Source organism: Neorhizobium sp. PAMB6630, from assembly GCF_058242775.1.
Window position 1 is genome coordinate 176376 of record NZ_CM177836.1, and the last position, 12826, is coordinate 189201.

Annotated in this window: 8 protein-coding genes; 5 read left to right on the plus strand and 3 right to left on the minus strand. The window is 63.7% G+C overall.

The window, feature by feature from the left end; all coding sequences use genetic code 11:
* Positions 1 to 54: 54 nt before the first annotated feature.
* From modB to AC4CWF_RS00825, 3 genes are all read left to right on the plus strand, one after another.
* The gene (gene modB, locus AC4CWF_RS00815; protein WP_491285124.1) at positions 55 to 756 is read left to right on the plus strand and encodes a molybdate ABC transporter permease subunit; all 702 of its coding nucleotides are present in this window, start codon (positions 55 to 57) and stop codon (positions 754 to 756) included.
* Positions 753 to 1820 (plus strand): molybdenum ABC transporter ATP-binding protein, encoded by a 1068-nt coding sequence (gene modC, locus AC4CWF_RS00820; protein ID WP_491283255.1) that lies wholly within the window; start codon positions 753 to 755, stop codon positions 1818 to 1820. Before modB ends, modC begins: the two co-directional genes overlap by 4 nt.
* A 256-nt stretch (positions 1821 to 2076) precedes the next feature.
* Positions 2077 to 2559, plus strand: coding sequence for a DUF1003 domain-containing protein (locus AC4CWF_RS00825; RefSeq protein WP_491283256.1), 483 nt, complete (start codon positions 2077 to 2079; stop codon positions 2557 to 2559).
* Between the two features lie 34 nt (positions 2560 to 2593).
* Here AC4CWF_RS00825 and AC4CWF_RS00830 read toward each other — a convergent pair whose 3' ends face one another.
* Positions 2594 to 2989 (minus strand): winged helix-turn-helix domain-containing protein, encoded by a 396-nt coding sequence (locus tag AC4CWF_RS00830; RefSeq protein ID WP_491283257.1) that lies wholly within the window; start codon positions 2987 to 2989, stop codon positions 2594 to 2596.
* 168 nt (positions 2990 to 3157) lie between these two features.
* Here AC4CWF_RS00830 and AC4CWF_RS00835 point away from each other — a divergent pair, with 168 nt between their 5' ends.
* Together AC4CWF_RS00835 and pbpC are read left to right on the plus strand one after the other, a co-directional pair.
* Positions 3158 to 8614 carry an alpha-2-macroglobulin family protein gene (locus AC4CWF_RS00835; protein WP_491283258.1) on the plus strand — a complete coding sequence of 1819 codons (5457 nt, stop codon included), beginning with the start codon at positions 3158 to 3160 and terminating at the stop codon, positions 8612 to 8614.
* 6 nt (positions 8615 to 8620) lie between these two features.
* Positions 8621 to 10708, plus strand: coding sequence for a penicillin-binding protein 1C (gene pbpC, locus AC4CWF_RS00840; protein WP_491283259.1), 2088 nt, complete (start codon positions 8621 to 8623; stop codon positions 10706 to 10708).
* An 8-nt stretch (positions 10709 to 10716) separates the two neighbouring features.
* On the opposite strand, the gene AC4CWF_RS00845 is transcribed toward pbpC, so the two are convergent.
* The gene (locus tag AC4CWF_RS00845; RefSeq protein WP_491283260.1) at positions 10717 to 12033 is read right to left on the minus strand and encodes a cobyrinic acid a,c-diamide synthase CobB; all 1317 of its coding nucleotides are present in this window, start codon (positions 12031 to 12033) and stop codon (positions 10717 to 10719) included.
* The gene (cobA, locus tag AC4CWF_RS00850) at positions 12030 to 12824 is read right to left on the minus strand and encodes a uroporphyrinogen-III C-methyltransferase (RefSeq protein ID WP_491283261.1); all 795 of its coding nucleotides are present in this window, start codon (positions 12822 to 12824) and stop codon (positions 12030 to 12032) included. The genes AC4CWF_RS00845 and cobA overlap by 4 nt, the downstream gene beginning before the upstream one ends.
* Positions 12825 to 12826: the final 2 nt, after the last annotated feature.

The window sequence follows — 12826 nt, forward strand, 5'->3', positions numbered from 1 at the left end:
TGAGCCCGGCGGTGTCGCGCCGTGTCGTTGCCGGATGTGTTGCAGGTGCCGGATTTGGGTGAATTTTCATTGAGCGCCGAAGAATGGGCAGCGATCCGGCTCAGCCTTCAGGTATCGGTTGTCGCCATGGTTGCCAGCCTGCCGTTCGGCATCCTCATTGCCTATGTGCTGGCGCGTGGCCGCTTCTGGGGAAAATCGCTGCTGAACGGGCTGGTTCACCTGCCGCTCATCCTGCCGCCGGTCGTGACAGGTTATATCCTGCTGATCCTGTTTGGCCGGCGCGGTCCGATCGGCGCATTTCTTGCCGATCACTTCGGCATCGTGCTGTCCTTCCGCTGGACGGGGGCGGCTTTGGCCTGTGCCGTCATGGGATTTCCGCTGATGGTGCGCTCCATCCGCCTGTCGATCGAGGCGGTGGATGGCAAGCTGGAAGAGGCCGCCGGCACGCTTGGCGCCTCGCCGCCCTTCGTGTTCCTGACCGTCACGCTGCCGCTGATCCTGCCGGGCGTCGTTGCCGGCATGATCCTCGCTTTTGCAAAGGCCATGGGCGAGTTTGGCGCAACGATCACCTTCGTGTCCAACGTTCCCGGTGAAACGCAGACGCTGTCTGCCGCCATCTATACCTTTACTCAGGTGCCGGGCGGCGATGCGGGTGCTCTACGCCTGACGCTGGTGGCCATCGCGCTTTCCATGGCAGCGCTTCTGGCCTCGGAGGCGCTCTCGCGGGTGATCGGCAAGAGGATCCATGCCGAATGACGCTTCTGGTCGACATCCGCCATCGGCAGGGCGCCTTTTCGCTCGATGTGTCGTTTTCTTCCGAGCGCGGGGTGACGGCCCTGTTCGGCCGGTCCGGCTCGGGCAAGACATCGGTGCTGCGCATTGTCGGCGGGCTGGTGGCGCCCGAAAAGGGGCGGGTGGTGCTCGATGGCGAGGTGCTGATCGACACGGACGCCGGCGTGGCGGTGCCCGCGCATCGACGCCGTTTCGGTTATGTGTTTCAGGAACCCCGGCTCTTTCCGCATTTGAGCGTGCGCCAGAACCTGGCCTATGGCCGCTGGTTTTCAGGGTCAGGCACGGGGCGTGACAGCATGGACCGGGTGCTCGACATGCTCGGCATCGGCAATCTTCTCGAGCGGCGGCCGGGTAATCTCTCCGGCGGCGAAAAACAGCGGGTGGCGATTGGCCGCGCGCTTTTGTCCGCCCCGCGCATGCTGCTGATGGATGAGCCGCTGTCGGCGCTCGATGAAGCGCGCAAGGCCGAAATCCTGCCCTATCTCGAGCGGCTGCGCGACGAACTGGATGTGCCGATCCTTTATGTCAGCCACTCTGTTTCGGAAGTCGCGCGGCTGGCGGATCGGGTCGTGGTGCTGGCGGATGGTCGCGTGGAAGCAAGCGGCGGCGCGTCCGACATTCTGGGCGGCGCTTTCGAGGCGACGGGTCGCGAGGCCGGAAGTGTGCTGTCCGGGCGCGTGGTGTCCATCGATGTGCCAGCCGGTCTTGCCACCATCGGTTTTGCCGGCGCCGAGCTGGTGGTGCCGCGCGGCGGGCTGGATGTCGGACGGCAGCTGCGCGTGCATATTCCGGCGCGCGAAGTGCTGCTGGCAACCGTGCGCCCGGTTGGCATCAGCGCGCTCAACGTGCTCGAGGGGCGCATCCTGTCCATCACGCCGGCCGGCAACGGGGCGGCCGATGTCGAGCTTGCCTGCGGGCAGGAACGGATCCAGGCACGCATTACCGCGCTTTCCGTCGGGCGGCTGCAGCTTTTGCCGGGGCTTTGCGTCCATGCCATCATCAAGACGGTGGCGCTTGCCCCTCGGTGATCTCGAAAATGTGAATTCATGGCTCTACCGCACTGCACAACGGGGCGATTTTTCCGTTTGACGGCAGCCTCCGGCAGGACTACCTCGATCTCACGCACATATCGTTGCGTCTATCCTTTAAAACCGACCCCCGAGGGGATCATGCCCGATAACGATCATAGTCGATTGACCGCGCCGTTTGTGGCTGCCGCATTGAGCTGATTGCTGTCAGCGCCCTGCGACCAGCCGCAAGCGGCCGGTCGTCCAGGAGGTGAGCATGAACGCAACCATCCGTTTTTTCGCAGCCCATCTGCGCCGTCCCGGTGTCCGCAAGGACCCGAACGAAATCTTTGCCGAACGTTCCACCTTTGGTGATCGTCTGGCTGACCGCGTCGCCGCCATCGGCGGTTCGTGGAGCTTCATCATCGGCTTCACCGTTTTCCTGGTTGCCTGGGCAATCCTGAATACGGCGGTGCTGGCCGCCAACGCCTTCGATCCGTTCCCCTACATCTTCCTCAACCTGATGCTGTCGATGGTGGCAGCCCTGCAGGCGCCGGTCATCATGATGAGCCAGAACCGCCAGGCCGCCAAGGATCGGCTGGCCGCCCGGCTGGATTATGAAACCAACCTGCGCTCGGAAGCCGAAATCGCCAATCTGCATGCCAAGGTGGATGCGCTGACCGGGGATCTCGCCATGCTCATCCGTCTCCAGCTGGGCACGCCGACAGCGGCAAACGGCGAACAGACGGCAGTCAACTGAACGTCCGTGTGCCGGGACATCTGCGCAAGCAGTCTCAGGTTGAGGATGTTTGCTTGGCTGCCCCGCTTTCTGGCACGGTTTTGTGGCTGAGCAACCAGTCGAGGTCGTCTGACATGGCGGCCTCGGCTTTTTGCTGCATGGAGCGGAAGCGGGCGATCAGTTCCTCGCCGAAGGCCGTCACCTGCGCGCCGCCGCCCTGTTTTCCGCCCCGCTGCCGCTCCACCGCGGGCGCGTCGAACATATGGTTCAGCGCATCGACAAGCAGCCAGGCGCGGCGATAGGACATGTCCATTGCCCGGCCGGCTGCGGAAATGGAGCCGGTCTCGCGGATCAGTTCCAGAAGCTGGATCTTGCCGCGCCCGAGCCTGTCGCCGGGGCAAAAATCCACGCGCAGGATGATTTTGGGTGGCATCGGTTCGTTCTGCGCCATGCTGTGGCGTTCCTCGCCTTGGATCTCGGTTCTGCCATTGACGATCTAGCAAGCCCTCCGGCGCGAAGCCAGAGCGTTCCATCAGCTGAATGTTTGGTTCGCATTGACAAGCATGTTCTGACACAAGAAGACTGCCCCACCTGAACGCAAGCTGCCGGGGAGGACGTCATGTCTAAGCGCGTTATCATGGGTGTGGCCGCCTTTTTGGCAGGCCTTATGCTGACCTCTCCGGCCTTTTCCCAACAGACCGACCGCCGGATCGAGACGGCGGAGGATGCCGATTATGTCGGGTTCGACTTGCGCACCGTCAAGAATGTGCCGCTCGACCAGTGCGAGACCGCCTGTATTGCGGACAAGTCCTGCCGTGCCTTCACCTATAATGTGAAGGCCAAATGGTGTTTTCTCAAATCCGATTACAGCCAGCGCAACGATTTTGTCGGTGCCGTGGCCGGCAAGGTGGTGAGCGACGCGACAGATCCCGATATCGGGGCTGCGCCAAAACTGTCTTTCCTGACGGCTGAGACACTCCAGCAGGCGACAGCGCTGCGCGATGACCTTGAAATGCCTGCCGAACTCGAGGGCCAAGGGCTCGAAAGCCTGAAGGCGCTGGCGCAGGTGGAGTTTATCGGCGGCAATGTCGAGGCTGCGGTTTCAGCCTATCTTGCAGCCCTGTCCATCGAGCCTGAAGATGCTGCGCTGTGGAGCGAGACGGCGCGGGCGGCAAATTCCGCCAAGGACAAATCCGACATGACGGCAAAAGCGGTGCTGGCCGCCGTCAATGCTTATGATGCATCGCGCACCGCCCAGGCCCGTGCCGAGGCGCTGGCGCTTCTGGCCGAAGGGCTGGAACGGCAGGAAAACCATCGCGCTGCCATTACCGCGCTCAAGGAAAGCGTGGCACTTGTGCCGGCCCGCACCGTCCAGGCGCGGCTCAATGATCTGCGGACTCGCTTCGGGTTTCGCGTGACCGAGCACACGATCGATGCCGATAGCGCAAGCCCGCGCGCCTGCGTGACCTTTTCCGAACCGCTGGTGAAGGCTGGCACGGATTACGCACCCTTCGTCACCCTGAACGGGGCCGCGCCGAAGGCATTGGAGGCCAAGGACAGCCAGATCTGCGTGGAAGGTCTTGCGCATGGCGAGCGCTACAAGCTGACCCTGCGCCGCGGCCTTCCCTCTTCCGTCGGCGAAAATCTCGAAGCGGGTGTTGATCTTGATCTTTACGTCAAGGATCGCTCGCCTTCGGTGCGCTTTACCGGCGACAGTTTCGTGCTGCCATCCACGGCGCGGCGTGGCATTCCGCTGGTTTCCGTCAACACGCCGAGCGCCAACCTGAAGCTCTACCGTATCGGCGATCGCAACATTGCGCCGCTTCTGGCCAATTCGCAGTTCCTCACCCAGATGGACGGCTATTCGGCCGACCAGATCGAGGCGAGCAATGGCCAACTCGTCTGGCAGGGCAGCATCGATATTGCCCAGGATATCAACAAGGATGTGGTGACGAGCTTTCCGGTGGATGAGGCGCTGCCTCAGCGCAAGCCGGGGGTTTATGTGCTGACAGCAACTGCCGGCACCGGCACGGCCAACGAGTGGGACAACAAGGCGACGCAATGGTTCGTCGTGTCCGATCTTGGGCTCTCCACCTATGCCGGCACTGACGGGCTGAACGTTTTCGTACGGTCGCTCGCCAGCGCAAAACCGGCAGCTGGCGTTGATCTGCAACTGCTGGCGAAAAACAACGAGGTGCTGGGCACGGCAAAGACGGATGAAAACGGCCGCGCCACCTTCAGCGCCGGTCTCATTCGCGGCACGGCGGCCATGGTGCCGGCGGTGCTGACGGCGATGAAGGCGGGCGAGGATTATGTCTTTCTCGACATGACCCGCGCCGGTTTCGATCTCTCCGACCGCGGCGTGACGGGCCGGCCTGCCCCCGGTGCCATCGATATCTATGCCTATACCGAACGCGGCATCTATCGCCCCGGTGAAACCGTCCATGCCGCCGTTCTGGCGCGCGATGTCGAGGCGAAATCCATCGACAACCTGCCGCTCACCTTCGTTTTCCTGCGCCCGGATGGCGTGGAAGACCGGCGGATGACCGAGAACGGCAAGCTTGGTGGTTATGCGCTGGATCTGCCGGTGCAGGAAACCGCCATGCGCGGCACCTGGACACTGCAGGTGTTTACCGATCCGAAGGGCTCGCCGCTGGCGGAAAAGCGCTTTCTGGTCGATGATTTCGTGCCCGATCGTATCGAGTTCGACCTGAAGAGCGAGGTCAAGGAGATCACGCTGGGCGCGGATGTGCCGATGGAGGTTGACGGCCGTTATCTCTATGGCGCGCCGGCGGCCGGTCTTTCGCTGGAAGGCGAGGTCGTGCTGAAGCACACCCGCGCGCGTGAAGCCTACAAGGGTTATCTCTTTGGTCTTGCAGACGAAGAGGCAAGCGAAGCCGAACGTCTGCCGCTGGACGGCCTCGATGTATTGGACGAGCAGGGAAAAACCACTTTCGATGCCGGCCTGACCGAGCTTGCCTATACGACGCAGCTGACGGATGCGGAAATTGTCGTGCGCCTCAAGGAAGGCGGCGGTCGCGCGGTGGAGCGCCGGTTGACGCTTCCGGTGCGCTCTGACGGTCCGCGAATCGGCATCAAGCCGGAATTTTCAGGCGATCTCTCGGAAAACTCCGTCGGCAACTTCAACGTGATCATGATCGGCGAAGACGGTCAGAAGCAGGCCGCCAATGGCCTTTTGTGGAAACTCGTGCGCATCGAGCGGGATTATCAATGGTATCGCGAGGGAAGTTCCTGGCGTTACGAGCCGGTCAACCGCACGAAACAGGTGGCGAATGGCACGGTGAATGTGGCAGCTGCCGATGGGGGCAAGGTCGCGGTGCCAGTGGAATGGGGGCGTTATCGCCTTGAAATCCAGAGCGCGGAAGCCGATGGCCCTGCAAGCAGCGTCGAATTCGATGCCGGCTGGTTCGTGACGGCGAGTTCCACCGAAACGCCGGATGCGCTGGAAGTTGCGCTGGACAAGGCGTCCTACAAGGTCGGCGAAACCGCAAAACTCAAGGTCTCCAGCCGCTACGCCGGCCAGTTGATGATTACAGCCGGTGCCGAAAACCTGATTGCCGTGCAGAATGTTGAGATCGGCGAAAAGGGCGGCGAGGTGGACATTCCGGTGACGGCCGCATGGGGCGCCGGCGCCTATGTGACGGCAACGCTCTATCGGCCGGGTGATGCGCAGGAAAGCCGCATGCCGATGCGCGCCATCGGCATTACCTGGCTGACGGTGGACCCTGAGGATCGTGATCTGTCCGTGACGCTCTCAGGCCCGGACAAGACCCTGCCGCGCCAGCCGCTCGATATCGGCATCGAGGTTGCCGGTGCCGGCGCCTTCGAGGAGGCTTATGTGACGGTGGCAGCCGTCGATGTCGGCATTCTCAACCTCACGCGGTATGAGCCGCCGGCGCCGGATAACTGGTATTTTGGCCAGCGGCAGCTGGGGCTTGAAATCCGCGATATCTACGGTCGCCTGATCGATGGATCGCTCGGGGCTACCGGGCGCCTCAGGACCGGTGGCGATGGTGGAAGCGTGGCGCTGCAAGGTAGTCCGCCGAAAGAAAAGCTGGTCGCCTTCTTCTCCGGCCCGGTGAAGCTGGATGCTGAGGGCAGAGCGAAGGTGAGCTTCGACATTCCCCAGTTCAACGGCACGGCCCGCGTCATGACGGTTGCCTGGACGAAGACCGGCATCGGCCACGGCACAAGAGACGTTGTCATCCGCGATCCCGTGGTGGTGACGGCAAGCCTGCCGCGTTTTCTGGCGCCCGGCGATACGGCAGACCTCAGGCTCGACATTGCCAATACGGATGCCCCGGCCGGAAATTATCGCCTGTCGTTGACGGCAAATGATGCGGTCAGCGTCGATACCTCAGGTTCAGGAACTGCGGTGCGGCTGGAAGCCGGGGCAAAGCAGACCGTGACGGTGCGGGTGAAGGGCGAAAAGCCCGGCGATGGCAAGGTGATGTTGACGCTCGACGGCGAGGGCATTTCGCCGCTTGCGCAGGGGCTTGATATTCCGGTGCGCCCGAGCGTTCTGCCGGTGACGGAACGCCGGGTTCTGGCACTTGCCCCCGGCCAGAGCCTGACGGTCGATGGCAATCTGCTCGCCGATGCCGAACTTGCCGGCGCCTCCGTCGCGCTCAATGTCACGCGCTCGGCGGAATTTGATGTGCCAGCGCTGTTGATGGCACTCGACCGTTATCCCTATGGCTGCGCCGAACAGACCACCAGCCGCGCTATCCCGCTGCTGTACCTGTCGGAACTCACCCGCCAGAGCGGAATGGCAGACGATCAGGCGGTGAAGAAACGGGTGCAGGACGCCATCTACCGCGTGCTGTCCTACCAGTCATCCTCGGGAAGCTTTGGTCTCTGGGGTCCGGGCGGCGGCGACCGCTGGCTGGATGCCTATGTCAGCGATTTCCTCACCCGCGCCCGCGAACAGGGTTTCGAGGTGCCGGAAAAGGCTTTGGTCCAGGCTCTGGACAACCTGCAGAACGGGCTCGCCTATGACGTGAATATCCGCGATCAGGGCGGCGAGATCGCTTATTCGCTCTATGTGCTGGCGCGCAATCGCAAGGCCGCGATCAGTGATCTCAGGTATTATGCCGATACGATGCTGGGTGATTTCCCGACGCCGCTCTCGAAGGCGCATCTGGCATCGGCGCTTGCGCTCTATGGCGATGCGCAACGCTCCAAAACCGTGTTTGCCTCTGCCTTCCAGATGGCGGAGAAAGCGTCGGTGACGAAGGTTAGCCTGTCGCGTTCGGATTATGGCTCGCAACTGCGCGATGGGGCAGCCGTGCTGGCACTTGCCGCCGAAAGCCGGCCGGTGCCGCCCATCGTGCCGCAACTGGCTGACATTGTCGCCAAGGAATGGCGGGCGAAAAAATATGTCAGCACGCAGGAACAGGCCTGGATGCTGCTGGCGGCGCGCGCCCTGCAAAAGGGCGACGATGGGTTGAAACTTGCGGTCAACGGAGAGGCGAAATCCGGCAGCTACAGCGCGCAGTTGACGGGCGAGGCGCTTCTGGCAAAGCCGGTCACTCTTGCCAACCGTTCCGCCGATCCTGTGTCTGCCGTGGTGACGACGATTGCCGCACCGCGCCAGCCACCGGCCGCCGGCGGCGAGGGTTTCACCATCGCCCGCAGCTATTATACGCTTGAAGGCGAGGAGGTCAGTGTCAGCGAAGCGGCCCAGAACGAGCGTTATGTCGTGGTGCTGACGGTAAACGAGGCCAATGACTGGCCCTCGCGCATCCTTATTCAGGATCTTCTGCCGGCCGGTTTCGAGATCGACAATCCGAGCCTTGTCGACAGCGCCCAGCTGACGAATTTCGAGTGGATCGGCGAGGTGCAGCCTGCCCACACGGAATTCCGCAACGATCGCTTTGTCGCAGCCTTTGATCGCGCCAAGGGCGATGCGCGGGAGATTACGCTTGCCTATGTGGTGCGCGCCGTCACACCCGGCACCTACGATCATCCGGCAGCCGTTGTGGAAGACATGTACCGCCCGCAATTTTCTGCCCGCACGGCGGCCGGGCGAATGACGGTCGAACAGGCCAGGTAAGGGAATATGCAGCGGCGGTGGACATGGGCTTTGGTCGGCGGGGCGGCACTGGTGGTTCTTGCCACTGGTGCCGCTTTCGCTCTGGTGGCCGCTGACCGGGCGTTTCCCCCGCCGCTTGAGGCGGCAGCGCTTGTGTCTACCGAAGTGCTGGATGTCGATGGCCAGTTGCTACGCGCCTTTGCGGCCGGTGACGGGATCTGGCGGCTGAAGACGACAGCGAACGATGTCGATCCGCAATTCCTGCGCATGCTGGTCGCCTATGAGGACCAGCGTTTCTACACCCATTCCGGCATCGATCCTTATGCGCTCGCCCGCGCAGCCGTGCAGCTTCTCACCCATGGCCGCATCGTGTCGGGCGCCTCCACGCTGTCGATGCAGGTGGCCCGGCTGATCGAGCCGCGCGATATCAGGTCGATTTCGGCAAAACTGCGCCAGATGGCACGGGCGGTTCAGATCGAGCGGCGGCTTTCCAAGGCGCAGATTCTCGATCTCTACCTGACACTTGCGCCCTATGGGGGCAATCTGGAGGGGGTGAGGGCGGCAAGCCTTGCCTATTTCGGCAAGGAACCGCGCCGGCTTTCGGTGGCCGAGGCAGCCCTTCTGGTGGCGCTGCCGCAATCGCCGGAAGCGCGCCGCCCTGATCGTTTCCCCGACATTGCCAAGGCCGCGCGTGCAAAAGTCCTGGATCGCAAGACGGTGGCGGTTGTGGTGGGGGAAGGCGAGGCCGAACGCGCCGATCTGTCTCCCGTGCCACGCATCCGTCGCCCGCTTCCGGCACTTGCCGCGCATCTGGCTGAAGCGGCACGCCGCAAGGCGCCGGATACATCCCGTCTGTCCACCACTCTTCGGTTTCCGATCCAGCAGGGGCTGGAGGCGGTTGCCGCATCGGCAGCGGCCCACCTGCCGCCCAAAGCCTCGCTTGCCATGCTGATGGCGGATTCGACAACGGGCGAGATCGTCGCCGAGATCGGGTCTGCCGGCGCCTTCGATGCCGCCCGCTCCGGCTGGATCGACATGACGCGGGCGATCCGCTCGCCGGGCTCTACGCTCAAGCCCTTCATCTATGGCCTGGCCTTCGAAGAGGGCGTGGTGGCGCAGGAAAGCATCATCGAGGATCGGCCATCGGATTTTTCCGGCTACCGTCCGCGCAATTTCGACATGAGTTATCAGGGCGATGTCAGCGTCCGCCAGGCGCTGCAACTCTCGCTCAACGTACCGGCGGTCAGGCTTCTGGAGGCTGTCGGACCAGGCCGGCTCATGGTTCGATTTCGCCGCGCCGATGTGCGCCCCATCCTGCCGGCCGGCGAAGCGCCCGGCCTTGCCATCGGCCTTGGCGGCGTCGGCATGACGCTGAAGGATCTGGTGCAGCTTTATGCTGGCCTGGCCAATGACGGCACTCCGGTGCATCTGGGCGATGGCGTACATGATCGGCCTGCACGCGATATCGCCCAGCCGCTGCTTGATCCGGTCGCGGTGTGGAACGTCACCGACATTCTCTCCGGTGTCCTGCCGCCGCAGGGCAGCCGAAAGCTCGGTCTCGCCTACAAGACGGGCACCAGCTACGGTTACCGCGACGCATGGTCGGTCGGGTATGACGGGCGCTATGTGCTCGGCGTCTGGGTGGGGCGGCCGGACAATGGCGCCGTGCCCGGCATTACCGGTTATGGCACGGCCGCCCCCATCCTCTTCGAGGCTTTTGCCAAATCCGGCGTTGCGATCACGCCGCATCCGACCCCGCCGCCGGGCGCCACACGCATCGCGCTCAGCGAATTGCCGCTTGGCCTTCGCCGGCTTTCGATAACCGCAAGCGGTCTGACGAGAACCAGTTCGCGCGAACCGGCACCGCAGATCGTTTATCCCCCGGAAGGGGCGCGGGTGGATCTCGGCGCCCAGGTTGGCCAAACCCTCTCGCCGCTGGTGCTGAAGCTGCAAGGCGGGCGGGCGCCGTTTCGCTGGCTTGCCAATGGTCGTCCGCTGGAGGCGCTGTCGCGCAAGCGCACCTCCGAATGGCTGCCCGATGGCGCCGGTTATTCGACGCTGACGGTGATCGACGCGATGGGTCGGGCGGCAACCGTTAGGGTATTCATCGAGTAGCAGCGTTCTTACAGCGTCGTCCGGGCAATGGCGTGGAAGAACGTGCCTGTCACAAAGCCGCGACGGCCGCCTGAAAGACCGATCGGCGTGCCTGTGCCATCGGCAATCTGCGCAAAAGCCTCGTCGTTGCCCTTGTCGATGACGCTGGCATAATGAAACTCATGGCCGCGGATCACCTGGCCGGCGGCGCCCAGCGGCCCATCGTTGAGAAGCCGTGCCTGCCGGTATCCGAGATTCATCTTGCGCTTGGAAAAGCTGGTGGAATGCGACAGCAGGGCGGTCATCGAATGGGTTTCACCGTCGGCATCCTCCAGACGCTCGCCAAGAACCATGTAGCCGCCGCACTCGCCATGGACGGGCCGGCTCTCTGCAAACCTTGTGAGCCCTTCGCTGAACCCGGAGGCGCTGGAGAGGATGCCGGCATGAAGCTCGGGATAACCGCCAGGCAGCCAGCAGGCATCGGCATCGTCGCTCGGGCCTTCGTTCGCCAGCGGCGAGAACGGCAGAAGTTCTGCACCGGCGGCCCGCCAGTGGCGGCCAAGATGCGGATAGAGAAACGTGAACGCCGCATCGGAGGCAATGGCAATACGCTGGCCGGGCGGCGGCAGGTGGGCAGATGTCGAGCCTGAGGCGGGCATGATGTCCACGGCAAGGTTCAGGATCGCATCGAGATCGAGCGATTGCTCCATCACATCCGCCAGCCGGTCGATATGGTGCTGGATGGCCGGGTGTTCGCTTGCCTGCACCAGGCCGAGATGCCGTTCCGGCAGCGATAGCGTGCTGTCACGCATCACCGCGCCGACCACCGGCAATCCCTTGGCCTCGATGGCCGCTTTCGAGAGGCGCACATGGCGTTCGCTGCCGGCGCGATTCAGCACCACGGCGGCCATTTTCACCGCCGGATCGTAATGCTGGAAGCCGACGGCGACGGCGGCCGCCGTTTGGCTCTGGCCGGATACATCGAGCACCAGCAGGACCGGAATGCCGAGAAGACGCGACAGATCGGCGGCCGCCCCGGTGCGGCCCTCGCCACCGGCAATGCCATCGAACAGGCCCATGGCGCTTTCGATGAGCAGAAGGTCGGTATCTTCTGCCGCCTCCGCCAGAAGATGAGCCACAAGATCCGGCTCCATCGCCCAGCTGTCGAGGTTGAGGCCGGACAGTCCGGTCGCCGCCTGGTGGAAGCCCGGATCGATATAGTCGGGACCAGATTTCACGCCGCGCACGCGAAAACCGCGCCGCGCAAAGGCCCGGAGCAGCCCGATGGTGACGCTGGTCTTGCCGGAGCCGGAGCGCGGGGCACCGATGATGAGCGCGCGGGTCATGGCTTTTCCCCTTCAAGGGTCAACAGGTCGCGCATGGTGACAATCTGCCCGACGACGATCAATGCAGGGGCTGCAAATCCCTGGGCGGCGGCGTCTTCGGCAATCGTTGACAGTGTCGCCGTCAGCAGGCGTTCTTCGCCTGTTGTTGCCGACATGATGACGGCCGCCGGCGTTTCTGGCGCGCGTCCGCCCTCGATCAGCAGGCGGCTGATCGTGGCAAGGTTCTTAAGGCCCATATAGACGACAATGGGTTCGCCGGTGCGGGCCAGCGCTGCCCAATCGAGATCGCCGTCTTCGCCTGCCGCGTGGCCGGTGGCAAGCGTGATGGCCTTGCTCATGCCGCGCATGGTGGCGGGAATACGGGCAAGCGCAAGGCCCGCGAGCGCTGACGTCATGCCGGGCAGGATGCGGCAGGATATGCCGGCCTTGACCAGCGCTTCCGCCTCTTCGCCGCCGCGCCCGAAGATGAACGGATCGCCGCCTTTCAGCCGAAGAACCCGTTTTTCTTCGCCGGCCAGCCGGATCAGCGACAGGGTGATATCCTCCTGCGCCGTGGAGGGTTTGCCGCCGCGCTTGCCGGCATAGATCACCTCGGCACTAGAGGCGAAGGATAAAACCGCATCGGAAACCAGCGCGTCATGGACGATCACATCGGCCTTGGAAAGGGCGTCGATCACCTCGAGCGTCAGGAAGCGCGGATCGCCGGGGCCGGCGCCGGCAAGCCAGACATGGCCCGGCTCAAACGCCGGAAGCCGGCTTTCCAGGCGCTGAAGGGCTGATGCAATCGTCATGG